Source organism: Saccharopolyspora elongata, from assembly GCF_004348985.1.
Classification (GTDB): Bacteria; Actinomycetota; Actinomycetes; order Mycobacteriales; family Pseudonocardiaceae; genus Saccharopolyspora; species Saccharopolyspora elongata.
On record NZ_SMKW01000012.1, the window covers coordinates 124011 to 142829 of the forward strand.

The 18819-nt window shown below is 71.2% G+C and carries 17 protein-coding genes and 1 riboswitch; of the genes, 3 read left to right on the plus strand and 14 right to left on the minus strand.

What is annotated here, in order from left to right; all coding sequences use genetic code 11:
* Positions 1–130: 130 nt before the first annotated feature.
* From gcvP to E1288_RS12095, 7 genes are all read right to left on the minus strand, one after another.
* The gene (gene gcvP / locus E1288_RS12065) at positions 131–3025 is read right to left on the minus strand and encodes an aminomethyl-transferring glycine dehydrogenase (RefSeq protein WP_132484335.1); all 2895 of its coding nucleotides are present in this window, start codon (positions 3023–3025) and stop codon (positions 131–133) included.
* Positions 3026–3198: 173 nt separating this feature from the next.
* Positions 3199–3300: riboswitch (glycine riboswitch) on the minus strand.
* Positions 3301–3387: 87 nt separating this feature from the next.
* On the minus strand, positions 3388–3957 hold the full coding sequence (locus E1288_RS12070; RefSeq protein ID WP_132484337.1) for a MerR family transcriptional regulator: 570 nt from the start codon (positions 3955–3957) through the stop codon (positions 3388–3390).
* A 236-nt stretch (positions 3958–4193) separates the two neighbouring features.
* Entirely contained in the window at positions 4194–4670 is a 477-nt protein-coding gene (locus E1288_RS12075; protein WP_029534961.1) for a bifunctional nuclease family protein, read from the minus strand.
* 391 nt (positions 4671–5061) lie between these two features.
* Positions 5062–5529 carry a glycogen accumulation regulator GarA gene (garA, locus tag E1288_RS12080; RefSeq protein WP_101376763.1) on the minus strand — a complete coding sequence of 156 codons (468 nt, stop codon included), beginning with the start codon at positions 5527–5529 and terminating at the stop codon, positions 5062–5064.
* Positions 5530–5662: 133 nt separating this feature from the next.
* The gene (gcvH, locus tag E1288_RS12085; protein ID WP_132484339.1) at positions 5663–6046 is read right to left on the minus strand and encodes a glycine cleavage system protein GcvH; all 384 of its coding nucleotides are present in this window, start codon (positions 6044–6046) and stop codon (positions 5663–5665) included.
* Between the two features lie 190 nt (positions 6047–6236).
* On the minus strand, positions 6237–6950 hold the full coding sequence (locus E1288_RS12090; protein ID WP_207954305.1) for a CDP-alcohol phosphatidyltransferase family protein: 714 nt from the start codon (positions 6948–6950) through the stop codon (positions 6237–6239).
* 169 nt (positions 6951–7119) lie between these two features.
* A complete protein-coding gene (locus E1288_RS12095) occupies positions 7120–7377 on the minus strand; it encodes a hypothetical protein (RefSeq protein ID WP_132484341.1) in 258 nt (85 codons plus the stop codon).
* A 330-nt stretch (positions 7378–7707) separates the two neighbouring features.
* On the opposite strand from E1288_RS12095, the gene E1288_RS12100 reads away from it, so the two are divergent.
* A complete protein-coding gene (locus tag E1288_RS12100; protein WP_132484343.1) occupies positions 7708–9588 on the plus strand; it encodes a propionyl-CoA synthetase in 1881 nt (626 codons plus the stop codon).
* 10 nt (positions 9589–9598) lie between these two features.
* Here E1288_RS12100 and E1288_RS12105 read toward each other — a convergent pair whose 3' ends face one another.
* Positions 9599–10504 carry a LysR family transcriptional regulator gene (locus E1288_RS12105; RefSeq protein WP_132484345.1) on the minus strand — a complete coding sequence of 302 codons (906 nt, stop codon included), beginning with the start codon at positions 10502–10504 and terminating at the stop codon, positions 9599–9601.
* A gap of 74 nt (positions 10505–10578) precedes the next feature.
* Here E1288_RS12105 and E1288_RS12110 point away from each other — a divergent pair, with 74 nt between their 5' ends.
* A complete protein-coding gene (locus tag E1288_RS12110) occupies positions 10579–11436 on the plus strand; it encodes an EamA family transporter (RefSeq protein ID WP_235883502.1) in 858 nt (285 codons plus the stop codon).
* A 105-nt stretch (positions 11437–11541) separates the two neighbouring features.
* The gene (locus E1288_RS12115) at positions 11542–13119 is read left to right on the plus strand and encodes a beta-N-acetylhexosaminidase (RefSeq protein ID WP_132484347.1); all 1578 of its coding nucleotides are present in this window, start codon (positions 11542–11544) and stop codon (positions 13117–13119) included.
* Positions 13120–13366: 247 nt separating this feature from the next.
* Here the strand turns inward: E1288_RS12115 and E1288_RS48735 are convergent, their stop codons facing one another.
* From E1288_RS48735 to E1288_RS12140, 6 genes are all read right to left on the minus strand, one after another.
* Positions 13367–13612, minus strand: a complete 246-nt coding sequence (locus tag E1288_RS48735; protein ID WP_235883503.1) for a phosphopantetheine-binding protein — start codon at positions 13610–13612, stop codon at positions 13367–13369.
* A 24-nt stretch (positions 13613–13636) separates the two neighbouring features.
* Positions 13637–14290, minus strand: a complete 654-nt coding sequence (locus tag E1288_RS12120; RefSeq protein WP_235883504.1) for an isochorismatase family protein — start codon at positions 14288–14290, stop codon at positions 13637–13639.
* 38 nt (positions 14291–14328) lie between these two features.
* A complete protein-coding gene (locus E1288_RS12125) occupies positions 14329–15987 on the minus strand; it encodes a (2,3-dihydroxybenzoyl)adenylate synthase (protein ID WP_132484349.1) in 1659 nt (552 codons plus the stop codon).
* A 10-nt stretch (positions 15988–15997) separates the two neighbouring features.
* Entirely contained in the window at positions 15998–17233 is a 1236-nt protein-coding gene (dhbC, locus tag E1288_RS12130; RefSeq protein ID WP_207954306.1) for an isochorismate synthase DhbC, read from the minus strand.
* A gap of 40 nt (positions 17234–17273) precedes the next feature.
* Positions 17274–18059, minus strand: coding sequence for a 2,3-dihydro-2,3-dihydroxybenzoate dehydrogenase (locus E1288_RS12135; RefSeq protein WP_132484353.1), 786 nt, complete (start codon positions 18057–18059; stop codon positions 17274–17276).
* A 156-nt stretch (positions 18060–18215) separates the two neighbouring features.
* A complete protein-coding gene (locus E1288_RS12140) occupies positions 18216–18812 on the minus strand; it encodes a TetR family transcriptional regulator (RefSeq protein ID WP_132484355.1) in 597 nt (198 codons plus the stop codon).
* Positions 18813–18819 lie beyond the last annotated feature (7 nt).

Sequence of the window (18819 nt, forward strand, 5' to 3'; positions counted from 1 at the left end):
CCCGACGCAAACCGAACCGCCCCCGGCGTGTCACCGGCCCCGGAAACCACGACACCCCCGGCCGCAACAGCGGTCCGGGGGCGTCGCCGCACTTCTTTCGCAGTTGGCAAGCGGCGCCAGCCGACAGCTGTCACGCCTGGTAGGCGTCCAGGGGTGGGCAGGAGCAGACGAGGTTGCGGTCGCCTCGCGCGCCGTCGATGCGGCGCACCGGGGGCCAGACCTTCGTCATGTCGGTGCCCAGCGGGTAGGCCGCCTCCTCGCGGGAGTAGGCGTGGTCCCAGTCCTTGGCCAGCGACGCCGCCGTGTGCGGGGCACCCACCAGCGGGTTGTCGTCGGCCGGCCACTGCCCGGCGACGACCTTGTCGATCTCCGCCCGGATCGCGATCATCGCCTCGCAGAACCGGTCCAGCTCCGCCAGGTTCTCGCTCTCCGTCGGCTCGACCATCAGCGTCCCGGCCACCGGGAACGACATGGTCGGCGCGTGGATGCCGTAGTCGGCCAGCCGCTTGGCGACGTCGTCGACCGTGATGCCGCTGGTCTTGCTGATCTGCCGCAGGTCGAGGATGCACTCGTGCGCGACGAAGCCGCCCTTGCCGGTGTAGAGCACCGGGAAGTAGTTGTTGAGGCGGCGAGCGACGTAGTTGGCGGCCGCGACGGCGGTCAGCGTCGCCCGGCGCAGGCCGTCGGCACCCATCATCCGCACGTACGCCCAGGAGATCGGCAGGATCGAGGCGCTGCCCCACGGGGCGGCGCTGATCGGGCCGACGCCGGTCGCCGGTCCGGCGGCGGGCTGCAGCGGGTGGTTGGGCAGGAACGGCGCCAGGTGCTCGCGCACGCCGATCGGGCCGACGCCCGGGCCGCCACCGCCGTGCGGGATGCAGAACGTCTTGTGCAGGTTCAGGTGCGAGACGTCGGAGCCGAACTTGCCCATCCGCGCGAGGCCGATCAGGGCGTTGAGGTTTGCACCGTCGACGTAGACCTGACCGCCCGCGTCGTGCACCAGCCCGCACACCTCGCGCACGGTGTCCTCGTACACGCCGTGCGTGGACGGGTAGGTGATCATGATCGCGGCGAGGTCGTCGGCGTGCTCGGTGACCAGCTCGCGCAGGTGGTCGAGCTCGATGTTGCCGGCTTCGTCGCAGCGGACCACGATCACCCGCATCCCGGCCATCACGGCGCTGGCGGCGTTGGTGCCGTGCGCGCTCGCCGGGATCAGGCACAGGTCCCGGTCCTCGTCACCACGGCTGCGGTGGTAGGCGCGGATCGCCAGCAGGCCGGCGAACTCGCCCTGGCTCCCGGCGTTGGGCTGCAGGCTCACCGCGTCGTAGCCGGTGACCTCGGCCAGCCAGGTCTCCAGGTCCTTGACGATCGACAGCAGCCCCTCGGCGTCCTGCGCGGGCGCGAACGGGTGCAGCGAACCGAACTCGGGCCAGGTGATCGGCTCCATCTCGGCCGTCGCGTTGAGCTTCATCGTGCACGAGCCCAGCGGGATCATGCTGCGGTCCAGCGCGATGTCCTTGTCCGACAGCCGCCGCAGGTAGCGCAGCAGCGAGGTCTCGGAGCGGTGGGTGTGGAACACCGGGTGGGTCAGGTACTCCGAGGTGCGCTCCAGCGCCGCGGGCAGCGCGTCCGGCGTCTCGATGTCGAGCTCGTCGACGTCACCGCCGGTGACGCCGAAGGCCTGCCACACCGTCGCCAGGTGCGCCCGCGTGGTGGTCTCGTCGCAGCTGATGCCGACGTGGTCGGCGTCCACGCGGCGGAGGTTGATGCCGCCCCGGCGGGCCGTGGCGACGATGTCGTCGGCCTTGCCCGGCACCTTCACGACGATCGTGTCGAAGAACTCCTGGTGCAGCACCTCGACGCCGCCACGGCGCAGCTGCTCGGCGAGCACCGCCGCCATCCGGTGCGCGCGGGTCGCGATCGACCGCAGCCCGGCCGGGCCGTGGTAGACCGCGTACATCGAGGCCACGACGGCCAGCAGCACCTGCGCGGTGCAGATGTTGCTGGTGGCCTTCTCGCGGCGGATGTGCTGTTCGCGGGTCTGCAGCGCCAGCCGGTAGGCCTGGTTGCCGTCGGCGTCGACGCTCACGCCGACCAACCGCCCCGGCAGCTGCCGTTCGAAGCCCTTGGCCACGGCCATGAACCCGGCGTGCGGGCCGCCGAAGCCCATCGGCACGCCGAAGCGCTGGGTGCTGCCGACCACCACGTCCGCGCCGATCTCACCGGGCGAGCGCAGCAGCGTCAGCGAAAGCAGGTCGGCCGCGACGACGACCTTCGCGCCGCGCCGGTGGACCTCCGCGATGATCTCCTCGTGGTCCCGCACCGCGCCGGAAGCGCCCGGGTAGGACAGCAGCACGCCGAAGAACTCGCCATCCGGCAACGCCTGCGCGCCCGCGGCGAGGTCGGCGACGACGACCTCGATGCCCAGCGGCTCCGCGCGGGTCTCGATCACCGCGATGGTCTGCGGCAGCGTGTCGGCGTCCACCACGAACCGCGGCGACTTCGACCGGCCCGCGCGGCGCACCAGCGTCATGCCCTCGGCCGCGGCGGTGGACTCGTCGAGCATCGACGCGTTGGCCACCGGCACCCCGGCCAGGTCTGCGACCATCGTCTGGAAGTTCAGCAGCGCTTCGAGCCGGCCCTGCGAGATCTCCGGCTGGTACGGCGTGTAGGCCGTGTACCAGGCGGGGCTCTCCAGCACGTTGCGCAGGATCACCGGCGGCGTGACCGTGCCGTAGTAGCCGAGCCCGATCATCTCGGTGTGCGGGCGACAGCGGCGCGCCAGCTCGCGCAGCTCGGCCAGCGCCTCGGACTCGGTGGCCGGCTCCGGCAGCGCCAGCTGCAGGTCGCCTTCCCGGATCGTGTCCGGCACGGCGTTCTGCCCCAGCTCCTCCAGCGAGCCGACGCCGATCACGTCGAGCATGCGCGCGAGCTCGGCCGGCATCGGGCCGACGTGCCGGTCGGCGAACGGCGTGCCGTGCTCCAGGGCGGCCAGGGGAATGCGGTCGTGGGTCACGTCGGTCATCGCCAAACCTCAATCGTCGCGGCGGCAAAAGGGCGGCAGGCAGCCGGAACTGCCCAGCTCTCCCCCTCTGTCACTGTCCGCGAAGCGAACGCCTGAGAGCTTCACCCGGGAACCGGGCTTGCACCGTCGGCGGGGTGCACCACGGCCGTGGTGCACCCTCTTTCCAGAGGTATCTCGCCCGTGCGGTCCAGGTGGCCTGAGAGGTTGTCGGGGAGGGTTGCTCCTTCGGCGCCGACCGCGGCCTAGGCCGGGCCGGACTCTCCCGCACGGGGTCGGCGATGTGCCGCAGCTTACCCGATCAGGGGGTCCGAGCGGACCAGCGATGTCACCGGCCGCACACCACCCGGTCGGGTCCGGTCGGCTCAGCCGGTCTCGGCCTGCCGGTCGCGCCGCCGGCGGGACAGCTCGTCGTCCATCGGGACCAGCTCCGCGCCGTCGGCCCGTTCCGCCGGGAAGTCGTGGATCGTGCCGCTGATCTCGCGCATCGCACCGCTGACAGCGATGCCGAACACCCCTTGGCCACCCTGCAACAAGTCGACCACCTCCTCGGCAGAGGTGCACTCGTAGACCGTCGTCCCGTCGCTGAACAGCGTCAGCCTGGCCAGGTCCTGCACACCCCGGTTGCGCAGGTGTTCCACCGCGACCCGGATGTTGTGCAGCGACACCCCGGTGTCCAGCAGTCGCTTGACCACCTTGAGCACCAGGATGTCCTTGAACGAGTACAGCCGCTGCGAGCCGGAGCCGGCCGCGCCGCGGATGGACGGGCCGACCAGCTTGGTGCGCGCCCAGTAGTCCAACTGGCGGTAGGTGATGCCGGCGATCTGGCAGGCGGCCGGACCCCGGTAGCCGACCAGTTCGTCCGGCAGCGAGGCGTCGGGGAACAGCTCGCCCTGCTCCACGGCAGCATCCCGGTTGGACGCTTCCTCGACCACGCCTGCCTCCCCTCGTCCGGCACGAAGCCGACGACGATCACCAGCTCCCGGACCATCGCGGTCCGAGGCCGCGAACACCGCCCAGCGGCCGAATCACACCGGGGCAATTCGCGTAAGTTCGACGGTATGCCTGCCCCGCGGGGAGGTCAACGCGACGCGCGGTGCACCCGGACGACCCGGCCCCCGCCTGCTCGCGCAGACGGGGGCCGGGCTGTGTCGTCGGTCGATCGGCGGGCTCAGGTGTCGGCGCCGCGGAAGTCCTCCGGGGAGACGGAGTCCAGGAACTCGCGGAACTTCTCCACCTCGTCCTCCTGCTCGTCCGGGATGATCAGCCCCGCCTCGTCCAGCACCGATTCGTCGGCGTGGATGGGCACCCCGATGCGCAGCGCCAGCGCCACCGAGTCGCTCGGCCGCGCGGAGACCCGCACATCCCCGTCGAACACCAGCTCGGCGAAGAAGGTGCCGTCCTGCAGGTCGGTGATCCGCACCTGTTCCAGGTCGCGCCCGAGGGCGCCGATGACGTCCTTCAACAGGTCGTGGGTAAGGGGTCTCTGCGGCCGCACACCCTGCTGCTCAAGCGCGATGGCGGTCGCCTCGACCGAGCCGATCCAGATCGGCAGGTAACGCTCGCCGTGCGCCTCGCGCAACAGCAGAATCGGCTGGTTTGCTGGTAGTTCAACTCGCACGCCGACGACGCGCATCTCGCTGCTCATCGTCACATCGCCTCCTCCAGCGCGCCGAAGCGTGACATCCCCGTCGAGGATCGCGCACCGACGCCTCCGACGCTACCCGCGTTGCGGCGGACACGCCCATCCCTTTAGCGGTCTGGTCGACCACCGAATCCGCGGCCTTCCTGCCGGTGCATCTGGCCCGAACCGCTGGCTGAGCTCTTCATCGAGCATTACCAGCACGATACACCGCCGACCCGTCCGCCGGACCGGTCGAAAGGCGGCCGCTACAACGTGGAAACCGGTTGCGACGGCGGGAAATTCCCCGCTCGGGAAGTCAGTCGATCTCGGCTGCGCACTACCTTCACGCGCCAGCGGGGCGACGCCGCTTCGGCGCCGCCCCGCTGGCGGATGGACTAATCGGTCCAAGGGCCCCTCAGCGGGCGCCCGGGCCCCCGTCGATCGGGCCGGTCAGGAACACCAGCCGGAACTTCCCGATCTGCACCTCGTCGCCGTTGGCCAGCACCGAGGTGTCGACCGGCTCCCGGTTGACGTAGGTGCCGTTGAGGCTGCCGACGTCGACGACCACGAAGTCGTTGCCCTCGCGCCGGAACTCGGCGTGCCGGCGGGAAACCGTGACGTCATCGAGGAAGATGTCGCTGTCCGGGTGCCGTCCCGCGCTGGTGGTCTCCCGGTCCAGCAGGAATCGCGATCCCGCGTTGGGGCCGCGCTTGACCACCAGCAGGGCGGACCCTGCGGGCAGCGCATCGACCCCGGATGCGGCGGCGGGCTCCGGGGACGCACTCTCGGTGCTCTCCGGCTCCGAGAGGAAGGGCCTGAAGACCGAGGTGGTCTCCGGTGACTGCTCCGGCGGAACGTCGCCGTGGCCGGGGAATTGGCTCACCTGAGCTCTCCTCTACGCGGATAGATCGTGCCAAGTATGTGCCCAACGTACAGTGCAGGTACAGACACGGGACGCGGGACTCCCGACATCTTCCTCTCGGCCCCTGACAGACCGACGATCTTGCCTGGTCGGGTCAGGATTCGGTCAGCTTCTGGTACGCCGCGGCGTCGAGCAGACCGTCCAGCTGGGCCGGGTCGGCGAGCTTGAGCTCGACCATCCAGCCGTCGCCCAGCGGGGCCGAATTGACCAACTCCGGCTCGTCCTCCAGCTGCTCGTTGCGGGCCACCACCTCGCCGGAGACCGGCGCGTAGATCTCCGAGACGCTCTTGGTCGACTCCACCTCGCCCATCGACTCGCCGGCGGTGACCTGCTGGCCGAGGTCCGGCAGCTGCACGAACACCACGTCGCCGAGCTGCTGCTGGGCGTAGTCGGTGATACCGATGCGCACCTTGTCGTCAGCCGTGCGCTGAATCCACTCGTGCTCTTCGGTGTACTTGATCTCGTCCGGGGCCGCCACGTGGTCCCGCCTCCCTGCTCCGCTGGTGCTGTGGATCACCGGTCACGGAGGTTCGCGTGATCGGCTCGGCGAGCGTATTCACCACGCGGCGCAGGCCGCAAGGCGACCCTCCAGCGGGCGACGAGAAAGGGCGCCATCCGCCGATCGCCTCGGCAGACGGCGCCCTTCGCGCGGGACGTCCGGACGGCGCTCAGGCCGGTCTGGCGCGGGCCTGGCGGACCGCCGCCATCACCTGGCCGAGGTAGAGGATGCCGGCCCACAGGTAGAGCGCGCCGCCCCAGCAGGTGAAGGCGTAGGCGATCGGTCGGACCACTTCGGACAGCGGGAAGTCCTCCTGCACCAGCAGCAACAGCGGGAACGCGTACATCAGGCAGAACGTCGCGGCCTTGCCGAGGTAGTGCACGTCCGGCGGTTCGTAGCCGTGCCAGCGCAGCACCGGCAGGCAGAGCGTCAGCACCACGTCGCGGATGACCAGCGCGGCGGCGACCCACCAGGGCACCACGTCGCGCAGCACGAAGGCCACCAGGGTCGCGACTATGTAGAGGCGGTCGGCGGCCGGGTCGAGGAGCTCGCCGATGCGGCTGTACTGGTTGAGCCAGCGGGCGAGCTTGCCGTCGAGCCAGTCGGTGATACCGCTGATCACCAGCACCAGCAGCGCGAGCAGGTCGGCCTTCGGGCCCAGCAGCAGCCAGAGGAACACCGCCACGCCGGCCAGCCGGATCACGCTGAGCAGGTTCGGAAGTGTCCACCATGGATCGGCCCACACGCCGGCGGCGGCCTCCCGTATCCGGGCCATGCCCGGATCGGGGCGCTCCGCCGCGGGGCCCTGCCCCGCCGGATCGGGATTCATCCCGCGATCCCCGCTCGTGGTGTCTTCCGTGGTGCGCTCAGCATCCTGCACCACGAGCCTCCCCTGAATGGTTGTGCGTCCTGCCCCCGCTTCGGACGCAACTTGTGCATCCCGACCAGATCAGGGTCTCACATTCCTCGCACAACACACTTGGCGGCCGGGCTCCCGCGAAGCCGGTCGATCGGGCTGCTTCGCGGCGGGAGCCGTCGGCCACCGGGCGTGGCTACGCCCTGGTGCGGCTCCAGCCGCGGCGGCGGAGGTCCGCATCGGTGAGGAACCGGGCCCTGCCGCGGTCGTCGACGCCCGCCCAGCGGGCCCCGGTGGAGCCCTCGAGGACGTAGGAATGGCCACCGCTCCACACCACGCTGCACGGCGCGGTGGGCAGTTCGGTGGTCGCGGGGCCGCGGCCGGGTTCGACCCGGGCGGCGGCGGCGGTCTGGGCGGCGGATGCCTGTGCGGACAAGGCCGGTTCCGTACTCATCGTTGTAGCACCTCCGATTCGGTTGTCGGCGCGATGCGCCGTGGTGTTAGCCCGATCATCGACTTCGGCTTGATTGTGTTCGGACGAGCACGCTCTGTCGCGCCGATCTACCCGCCCAGCGCCAAACGGACACGTTGTGTCGCCGAGTTGCACCCGGGTGTCCGGGCGGCGCTCAGCGCGGGCGAAGTCCGCGCGGCCGTTCGTCCGATCGGCCGTGTTTCGGTTGTGACAAAAGCGTTTCGCGCGTCGCTACCGGTGACCCTGGCGCTACGCCGCGTTGTGCGGTAGGACGACAGGCGACAGCGGGGCGGATGCAGGAGGAACGTGGTCATGGGTGCCTATGCCGAGGCCTACCGGCGGAGTTCGGCCGATCCGGAGGGCTTCTGGCTCGACGCGGCGGCCGCGATCGAGTGGGAGCGGGCACCGTCGCGGGCCCTGGACGCCACCGCGGACCCGTTCTTCCGGTGGTTCCCCGACGGCGAGCTCAACACCTGCTTCAACGCGCTGGACCGGCACGTCCGCGACGGGCGCGGCGACCAGGCGGCGCTGATCTGGGATTCGGCGATGACCGGCGAGGTGCGCCGCTGGACGTACCGGGAGCTGCTGGACCGGGTGGCGCAGTTCGCCGGGGCGTTGCGGGCGCAGGGCGCCGAGCCTGGCGACCGGGTCGTGATCTACATGCCGATGATCTCCGAGGCCGTCGTCGCGATGCTGGCCTGCGCGCGCATCGGCGCGGTGCATTCGGTGGTCTTCGGCGGCTTCGCGCCGAAGGAGCTGGCGGCGCGCATCGACGACGCCCGGCCGACGGTGATCGTCGCCGCGTCGTGCGGCCTGGAGCCGAACCGGATCGTCGAGTACAAGCCGATCGTCGACGAGGCGCTGCGGGCGACGGAGCACCAGCCGAAGCGGGTGATCGTGTTCCAGCGCGAGCAGGCCCGCGCGGAGCTCGGGCCGCGCGACGTGGACTGGAACGATGCGCTGGCGCAGGCCGAACCGGCCGACTGCGTGCCGGTGAAGGCCACCGATCCGCTGTACGTCCTCTACACCTCGGGCACCACCGGGCGGCCGAAGGGCGTGGTGCGCGACAACGGCGGGCACGCGGTCGCGCTGCGCTGGTCGATGGCCAACATCTACGACATCGGGCCGGGCGACGTCTTCTGGACCGCCTCGGACGTCGGCTGGGTGGTCGGCCACTCCTACATCGTCTACGCGCCGCTGCTGACCGGGGCGACCACCGTGGTCTACGAGGGCAAGCCGGTGGGCACGCCGGATGCGGGCGCGTTCTGGCGGGTCATCGCCGAGCACCGGGTCAAGGCGCTGTTCACCGCGCCGACCGCGTTCCGGGCGATCAAGCGGGTGGACCCGAACGCCGAGCTGCTGGCCGGCCACGACATCTCGGGCCTGCGGGCGCTGTTCCTGGCCGGCGAGCGGCTGGACCCGGAGACCTACCACTGGGCGTCGGAGAAGCTCGGCGTGCCGGTGATCGACCACTGGTGGCAGACCGAGACGGGCTGGCCGATCTGCGCGAACCTGCGCGGGCTGGAGCCGATGCCGGTCAAGCCGGGTTCGCCGACCGTGCCGGTGCCCGGCTACGACGTGGCGGTGCTGGACCAGGCCGGGAACCCGCTGCCGCCGGAGACCGACGGCGCGATCTGCCTGAAGCTGCCGCTGCCGCCGGGCACGCTGCCGACGCTGTGGGGCGACGACGAGCGGTTCCGCGAGTCGTACCTGTCTCGCTACCCGGGCTACTACCTCACCGGAGACAACGGCTACGTCGACGCCGACGGCTACGTGTTCGTGATGGGCCGCACCGACGACGTGATCAACGTCGCAGGGCACCGGCTGTCGACCGGCTCGATGGAGGCGGTGCTGGCGGCGCACCCGGCGGTCGCCGAGTGCGCGGTGATCGGCGTGCGCGATTCGCTGAAGGGCCAGGTGCCGCGCGGGTTCGTGGTGCTGAAGTCCGGTGTGGACATCTCCGAGGAGGCGCTGCGGGACGAGCTGGTCGCGGCCGTGCGAGCGCAGATCGGGCCGGTGGCGGCGTTCCGCGACGTGTCGGTGGTGGACGGGCTGCCCAAGACGCGTTCCGGGAAGATCCTGCGGAAGTCGATGCGCGAGATCGCCGACACCGGTGACACCAGGGTGCCTTCCACCATCGAGGATCCGGCGGTGCTGGACAAGCTGCGGCCCGCGCTGCGCGGCGAGGGGTAGGCGCGGGGCCTCACCCGCTCTGCCGGTTCCGCGCGACCTCCTCCAGCGCTTGGAGGACGGCGGCGATCGCGGGTTGCGCCCGGCTGCCCCGGCGCACGCAGGTGAGGACGCTGCGCGACGGCGCCGGCTTGTCCCGCAACGGGATTCGCACCACGTGGTGGTCCGGCGAGACGGTGGCGAGCCTGGGCAGCAGGCAGATGCCGAGCCCGTGCGACACCAGGGTCAGCACCGAGTTCCACTCCGCCGCCTCGTGCGCCACCCGCGGGGCGAAGCCGGCCGCCGCGCATGCGACCTCGATCAGCTGGAACTGGTCGTGGTGCGGCGCGATCCAGGTCTCGTGCGCGGTCTCGGCCAACCGCACGGAGTCGCGCTCGGCGAACCCGTGCGCCGCGGGCACCACCAGGTCCTGCGGGTCGTCGAGCAGCAGCCGCTGGTCGAACCGCGGATCGTCCAGCGGCGGGGTGCCCGGGACGGGCAGGATCGCGATGTCGGCCTGCTCGGCCAGCAGCAGCCGCAGGCTGTCGTCGATGTCGGTCTCCCGCAGCCGCACCTCCAGCCGCGGGTGGGAGTCGCGGAGCCGGGCGGCGGCGGGTGCCAGCAGCGAGCCGAAGCTGGTCGCGAAGCCGCCCACCCGGACCTGTCCGACCGCGCCGCCGGAATGCGCGGCCAGGTCGGCGCGGGCCTGCTCCCACTCGGCCGCGATCGCGTCGGCGTGCTCCAGGACGATGTGCGCGGCGGGCGTGAGCCGGACCCGGCGGCCTTCGGGCTGCAGCAGCTCGGCACCGATCTCGCGGGACAGCAACCGGAGTTGTTGCGAGACGGCCGAGGGCGTCAGGTAGAGCGCCCGCGCGGTCGCGGTCACCGTGCCCTCCTCCCGGAGCACCCGGAGGACTTGGAGCCGACGCAGGTCGATCATGTAGGTGATTCTTCACAATGCGCGGAAGAAATGCGAGATGGACCTGAACGGGCGGTGAGCCCCAGGCTTCAGCCGTGAAGACTTCGACCCCGCCGCAGCGCTCCGCTACCGGCGCATCGCCGTTCCTGTTCGTGCTGGGGGCTGTGGTCAGCGTTCAGTTCGGGCAGGCTTTCGGGAAGCAGCTGTTCTCCGCCGCAGGGCCGCTCGGCGTCGCGGCGTTGCGGCTGTCGATGGCGGCCGCGGTGCTGCTGATCCTGTGGCGCCCGCAGATCCCACGGGGTTGGCGTTCGCGGGGGCTGATCATCGCGTTCGGCGCGGCGATCGCGGCGATGAACGTGGTCTACCTCGCGCTGCCGCACCTCCCGGTGGGAGTCGCCAGCACGCTTCAGCTGCTCGGCCCGCTCTCCGTAGCGCTCCTGGGCTCCCGGCGGCCGCACGACGTGCTGTGGGCCGCGCTGGCGGCGGTGGGTGTTTTCCTGTTCTGCGGCCCGATCGGCGCTCCGCTACCGGCCATCGGCGTCGCTCTCGCCCTGGTGTCGGCGGTCGGCATGGGTTGCTACCTCCTGCTGAGCCATCGCGTCGGCGGGCTCAGCAGCAACGGCTCGCCGCTGGCGCTGGCCGTCGCGTGCGCCGCCGTCATCGCGCTGCCGTTCGGCATCGCCGAGTCCGGGACGGCGTTGCTCTCGCCCGCCGTTCTGCTGGCCGGTCTGGGGATCGCCGTGCTGTCGGCGGTCGTGCCCTATTCGCTGGAAATGGCCGCGCTGCGCCGGATTCCGCCCAGGGTCGTCGGCGTGCTGCAGAGTCTGGAGCCCGCGGCCGGCGCCGCGGCGGGCCTGCTGCTGCTGGCCGAGCTGCTGACCCCGTCCCAGGTCGTCGCGCTCGGTTGCGTCACCGCGGCGTCCATCGGCGCGGTGCTCACCCGGGCTCGTTGAGGCGGGCGACCGTTCGACATGCCCGATACGCCCAGTTGGAGGCTGCCGCTTCCAAATATGGTCTATACCTTTATGGGGCCGTTCCCCGATCATGGAGCGAGGCACATGACCAGACCGCCCCTACCGACGGTGCGCAAAGCAGCGCTCGCCGTCGTGGCGGGTGCGCTGCTCACCGGTGGGCTCGTAGCGCCCGCCGGTGGCGCACCGGCCGAGGAGAACACCGCGATGGAGAACATCATCCCCGCACCCGAGTCGGTGCGGCCCGCCCCCGGCACCACCTACGAACTCACCGAGCAGACCTCGATCGAGGCCGCCGGCGACGCCGCCGAGGTCGGCGAGTACCTGGCCGGGATCCTGCGCCCGGCCACCGGTTTCCCGGCCCCGGTCAACGAGGGTCCCGGCGGGATCTCGCTGGCGCTGGACGGATCCCCCGAGCTCGGCCCGGCCGGGTACCGCCTGCAGGTGGCCGACGACGGCATCGGCCTCCACGCGAGCAGCACCGAAGGCCTGTTCAACGGCGTGCAGACGCTCCGACAGCTGCTGCCCGCCGCGATCGAGAGCCCGACCGAGCAGTCCGGGCCGTGGACCGTGCCCGGCGGCGAGATCGTCGACAAGCCGAGGTTCGGGCACCGGGCCACGATGCTCGACGTCGCCCGGCACTTCTTCACCGTGGAGCAGGTCAAGCTCTACATCGACCAGGTCGCCCGCTACAAGATCAACTGGCTGCACCTGCACCTGACCGACGACCAGGGCTGGCGGATCCAGATCAACAGCTGGCCGCGGCTGACCGAGCACGGCGGCAGCACCGAGGTCGGCGGCGGCCCGGGCGGCTACTACACGCAGGAGGACTACGCGGAGATCGTCGAGTACGCGGCGTCCCGGCACATCACCGTCGTGCCCGAGATCGACATGCCCGGGCACACCAACGCCGCGCTGGCCTCCTACGCCGAGCTCAACTGCGACGGCGTCGCGCCGCCGCTTTACACCGGCATCGAGGTGGGCTTCAGCTCGTTCTGCGTGGACAAGGACATCACCTACCGGTTCGTCGAGGACGTCATCCGCGAGCTCGCGGCGATCACCCCCGGCCCGTACTTGCACATCGGCGGCGACGAGGCGCACTCGACCACCGACGAGGACTACAAGCAGTTCTTCGAGCGGGTGCTCCCGCTGCCCGCCAAGTACGGCAAGACCGCGCTGGGCTGGCACGAGTACGGCAAGGGCGCGCCCGAGGGCGACGCGGTGCTGCAGTACTGGGGCACCACCGACACCGATCCGCTGCTCGACGAGGCGGTCGCCCGCGGCAACAAGATCCTGGCGTCGCCGGCGAACCTGTCCTACCTGGACCACAAGTACGACGAGAACACCGAGCTGGGCCTGCACTGGGCCGGCTACATCGAGGTCGCCGACGCCTACGGCTGGGATCCGGGCAGCTATCTCAAGGGCGTGCCCGAGGAGTCGATCCTCGGCGTGGAGGCCCCGCTGTGGTCGGAGACCCTGGAGAACTCCGATCACATCGAGTTCATGGCCTTCCCCCGGCTGCCGGCCATCGCCGAGCTCGGCTGGTCCCCCAAGTCCACCCATGACTGGGAGTCCTTCCGCCAGCGCCTGGCCACCCACGGCCCGCGCATGACGGCATCCGGCATCGACTACTACCGCTCCCCACAAGTCCCCTGGCAGGACTGAGAACCTATTTCCAGACTCGTTTTTCGTGGCGGTGCGGGTGGCGGAACCTCAGGTGTCGCCTGGCACCGGGACCCCCGACTTACGTATGAACCAATACGCGGCATCGGGGCTGTCCTCGCCAGGCGACGCCTGAGAACCCGCGGCGGTGCAAGCTGCGTGCGTGGGCTAAGCGGCTGCGCCGCTTCAAGAACAAAGCCCGCGCTACACACCCGACTGCACCACGTCCAGAACAGCCTTTTAGCGTCCGTCACTCCCCTGCCGGGAGCTTGGGTTCCAGGACCGCCCACCACTCCGCCAGGGTCGGGCGTTCGGCGAGGTCGGCGAAGGTGATCTGGACGCCGAGGCGGCGCCAGTTCTCCACCAGCGTCATGATCCGCACCGAGTCCAGACCCCAGTCGATGAGGTTCTCCTCGTCGGTGAGCTCCGCCGGGTCTTCGTACAGCAGCTCGGCGACCTGCGCCCGCACGTCTGCCAGCGTCAACTTCTGCGACATTCCCACGTTCTCCCCGAAAACTCGTCAGGCCACTTCGGACTCGTGCAGCACCAGCGATCGCGCGAGCCCCCGCGAAGTGTCCACCACGGCACAACGCTTGGCGGCGTAGTCCAGCGCCATCCGGTGCTCCGCCAGCGAGAAGTCCGCGACCGCGTCGGCGGCCAGGAACGCCTGGACGTCCTGCTGGAAGGCCTCCGCCGCCGTCATCAGGCAGCCGATGTGCGCGTAGATGCCGGTGATGATCAGCTGGTCGCGGTTCCAGTCCCGCAGCAGCTCGCGGAGCTCGGTGCGCTGGAACGCGCTGTAGCGCCACTTGGTCAGCTGCACGTCGCCGGCGCCGGGCGCCAGCTCGTCGATGATCGCCTCCTGCGACGGATCGGCGACGCCCGGGCCCCACCACTCCAGCTGCAGCCCGCGCTGTTCCGGCGTCTGGCCGCCGGGCTGCGCGCAGTACACCACCGGCACGCCGGCCGCACGGGCGCGCTCGCGCAGCATGTGGATGTTCGGCACCACCTGGTTGAGCGGTTCGCTGTTGCGCGGATAGGCGTTGATGAAGTGCCGTTCCATGTCGTGGATCAGCAGCACCGCGCGATCCGGCTCGGGCCGCCAGGCCACCCGGTTCTCGGGCAGCTCGTCCTGCTGCGGCACGCGGTACGGTGCGATGGCCGGAAGTGCCACCGGTCCTCCCTGTCTGTCGTGGTTTGCGGGCGCTCGGCTCACGTCCGGTTCCGCAGCTCCGGGACCAGCTCGCGGGAGATCGCCTCCCGCAGGTCGCGCTTGCTGACCTTGCCGACCCCGGTCTGCGGGAACTGCTCGACGAACTCGACCCGGTCCGGCACCTTGTACGCGGCCAGGCCGCGTTCGCGCACGAACTTGATCAGCTCCCGCGCCTTCGGCGGGGTGCCGCGCGGCACGACGAACGCGCAGCTGCGCTCGCCGAGGTAGTCGTCGGGCATCGACACCACCGCGGCGTCGTGCACCGCCGGGTGCGCCAGCAGGTGGTTCTCCACCTCCTCGGCGGCGATCTTCTCGCCGCCGCGGTTGATCTGGTCCTTCGCCCGGCCTTCGACGACGACGTTGCCCTCCGGCGTGAGCCGGACGACGTCGCCGGTGCGGTAGAAGCCGTCAGCGGTGAACGCCCGGGCGTTGTGCTCCTCGGCCCGGTAGTAGCCGCGGATGGTGTAGGGCCCCCGGGTGAGCAGGTGCCCGGTTTCGCCCGGTGCCACCGGGTTGTCCTCGTCGTCGACGACGAGGACCTCGTCGTCCGGCGAGATCGGGCGGCCCTGCGTGCCGAGGACGACGTCCTCGGGGTCGTCGAGGCGGGTGTAGTTGACCAGGCCCTCGGCCATGCCGAACACCTGCTGCAGGGTGGCGCCGAGCACCGGCCGCACCCGCCGCGCGACCTCTTCGCTGCACTTGGCGCCGCCCACCTGCAGCACTTCCAGGCTGGACAGGTCGTGCTCGGTGTTCACGGCGGCGTCCAGCCACACCAGCGCCAGCGGCGGCACGGCCGCGAGGAGCGTGACGCGCTCGCGCTCGATCAGCGGGAACACCTCGTCCGGGCTGGGCCGCCGGGCCAGCACCACAGTGCCGCCCGCGTGCAGCACGCCGAAGGTGCCGGGCGAGCTCATCGGGAAGTTGTGCGCGATCGGCAGCGCCCCGAGGTAGACCGTGCCGGCGGTGACGCCGCAGATCTCGTTGCTGGCGCGGAAGGAGTAGATGTAGTCGTCGTGGGTGCGCGGGATCAGCTTCGGCACGCCGGTGCTGCCGCCGGAGAGCTGCAGGAAGGCGATGTCGCCGGGCTCCGGGCCGGCCAGCTCCGCGGGTTCGGCGTCCACATCGGACAGCGCCCGGAAGTCACTGCGGGGACACCCCTCACCCCGAGCTCCGGACTCACCCGCGATCAGCACCTGCAGGCCGGGGACCTTCGCGACGACCTCGGCCGCCAGCTTCCGGTGGTCGAACCCGGCCTCGACGTCGACGGTGATGTAGGTGGTGGCCTCGCTGAACTCGCAGAAGTAGGAAATCTCGGTCAGCCGGTGCGAGGGCAGCGCGAACACCGGGATCGCGCCGAGCCGGAACAGCGCGAAGCACACGTCGAAGAACTCGGCGATGTTCGGCAGCTGCACCACGACCCGGTCGCCCGCGCCGACGCCGAGCTCGCGGAGCCCGGCCGCGAGCCGGTCGGCGCGGACGTCGAGATCCCGGTAGGAGACGCGGCGGTCGCCGTCGACGACGGCGGTGCGGTCGGGGTGTTCGGCGGCGCGTTCGCGCAGCAGCTGCCCGAAGGTGTAGCCGCGCCAGTAGCCCGCGGCCCGGTAGCGCTGCGCGAACTCCGCCGGCCAGGTGGGGCAGCCGGGTAGCGATGCGGTCATGTTCTCCCCCTCAGACGGCCTGGTCCAGGCCCATCGCGGACAGTGCGGTGCGGAACTTCGCGGACGTCTCGGCGAGTTCGTCGGCCGGGTCGGAACCCGCGACGATGCCCGCGCCCGCGTACAACCGCATCGAATCGTCCTCGATGTCGGCGCAGCGGATGGCGACCACCCACTCGCCGTCGCCGGCGGCGTCGCACCAGCCGACCATGCCCGCGTAGTAGCCGCGCTCGAACGGTTCGGTCTCGGCGATGACGTCGCGGGCGCGCTGCAGCGGGGTGCCGCAGACCGCGGGCGTGGGGTGCAGCGCGTCGGCCAGTTCCAGCGAGGAGGTGGCCGGGTCGCGGAGCTCGCCGGTGATCTCGGTGGCCAGGTGCCACATGGCGGCGGTGCTGATCACCGACGGCGCGGGGACCTGCAGGTCGCGGCAGAACGGGCGCAGCGCCTGCACGACCGCATCGACGACTGCGGCGTGCTCGCGGTGATCTTTGTCCGAAGTGGACAGTTCGGCGGCGCGGCGCTGATCCTCGACCGGGTCGGTGCTGCGCGGCCGCGAACCGGCCATCGGGTTCGACCGGACCCGCATGCCGCGGCGGGAGACCAGCAGTTCCGGGCTGGCGCCGAGGAAGGTGCGCCGCAGCGGCGGCGGCGCGCCGAAGCTGTCGCGGGTGCCGTCCTCGCCGTGCCGCGGCAGATCCACCGCGAAGGTGTAGCTGGCCGGGTCCGCGAGCGCGAGGTTGCGCAGCACGCCGCGGACGTCGATCGGCTCGGCGGCGGTCAGCTCCAGGGAGCGCGCGAGGACGACCTTGCTCAGCTCGCCGACTTCCAGCCGCCGCAGCACCCGGCTGACGCCGCGCTCGTACTCGGCGGGCGCGGGCACCGGGCGGACGGAGCAGTCCGGCGCGCCGTTGCGCGGCGGCTGCGACACCACGACGTTCAACGGCGCGGCCCGGACCACTTCGTCGGGCAGCACCAGGTGCGCGGGCAGGCTCTCACCGAACGGCACCGCACCCACCACCATCGGGTTGCGGCGGCCGAATTCCGTTGCGCTGTTGAGGAAATCGGCCACCCGCCGGGGCAGTTCCTCGCGCGCGCACTGGGTCTTGGGGACGATCGCGGACACGCCGCGAGCTAAGAGCACGCCGTGCGGCGCGGAGAAGAGGAACGACGAGCCTGCCTCGTACGCCGCCAGCAATCGGGTCGCCTCGTCGTCCGCGACGAGGCCGATGCTGTCGGTTTCACTGTCCATCGTGGTCATGGCAACCTTTCCGGGTGTGCGGCAGGCGTGGTCAGGCGCGCAGTGTCGCGCCGCCGTCGACGTACAGGTCGTGCATCGTGATGTGCCCGGCCTGGTCGGAGGCCAGGAAGACGACTGCGTCGGCGATGTCTTGCGGGGTGGCGAGCTTGCGCAGCGGGATGCCCGCCTTGAACGTCTCCGGGGAGCCGGCGATGACGCGTTCGGCACCGCGCTCGTCGGCCCACATCCCGCGCTGCATCTCGGTGTCCGTGGAGCCGGGCGCGACGACGTTGCACCGGATGCCGAACTCGGCGAGCTCCAGTCCGAGCGACTTGGTGAACAGCGTCGCCGCGGCCTTGGAGGCTGCGTAGGCGGACATCCCGTGCCGGGGCACGCCGGCGGCGTTCGAGCTGACCGTGACGATGGCGCCGCGCCGCCGGCCGATCATGTGCTTGGACACCGCGCGGGACAGGTTGAACACCCCAGTGGTGTTGACCGCGAAGGTGCGGTGCCAGTCCTCGTCGGTGAGTTCCTGCACGGTACCGACCTGCAGCACGCCCGCGACGTTGGCGAGGACGTCGATGGGGCCGTGCGTGCGCTCGACTCGGTCCACGACGTCGTTGACAGCGGCGGCGTCCGCGACGTCGGCGCGGTAGGCATGGACCGCGTGGCCGCGCCCGGTCAGCTCGGCGGCCACGGCTTCGGCCTGCTCGCCGTTTCGGTCCACGGCCGCGACCGTGGCGCCGAGCTCGGCGAGCGCGGTGGTCACCGCCGCCCCGATGCCCTGACCCGCGCCTGTCACGATGGCGACCTTGCCGCCGATCCCCGTCCGGTTCATCGCGCCCTTCTGTCAACTCAGGCAAGCCTAACCTTTGTCAGGCGAGCCTGAGTTTAGAACACGGACGTGTTCGGATCTTCCCTCCATCGAGGTGGCATTGATCACCGAGCGCAATCTGCCGCGCCACGAATGCCGAGGCTTCCTAACCCGGCCGAACTAGCGGCCGAGACCCGCAGTGAGCTCGCGCATGCAGCGGACGGCGAGCTCCGCGGCCGACCCCGCGCCGTCCGCAGGGGCGTCGCTCACCGCCCACGCCTCGACGGCCACCCGGATCGCGGCCGTGGCCGCCGCGGCCAGCAGGCGGATCTGCAGATCATCGGCGGCGCGTTCGGCGAGCAGCGGCACGAGCTGCTGCTCCGACTCCTGGTTGACGCTCGCCCACACCGCCAGCAGCGCGGGATCGCCGGCGGCCGCGCGCAGCAGGCCCCGCGTCCACCCGAAGGACTCGACGTCCTCCTCGTCGCGGACGGCCAAGGCGCGTTCGGCGGCCTGTTCCAGCGCATCCGGCAGCGGAATGTCGCGCGGCGTGGCCGCCAGCAGGTCCTGCCAGCGCCGGGCACCGAACGCCAGCAACGGCGCGACTGAGTCCTGCTTGGTGCGGAAGTAGCGGTAGAAGGTGCGAAGGCTCACCCCGGCGCGCTCGGCGATGGCCTCAGCTGTCGTGCCGTCGGAGCCGCGCTCGGCGAACAGCGCTGCGGCGATGCGGGCGATTTCCAGCTGGGTGGCGGCCTTGCGGCGTTCGGTGAGGTTCACTCCCCCA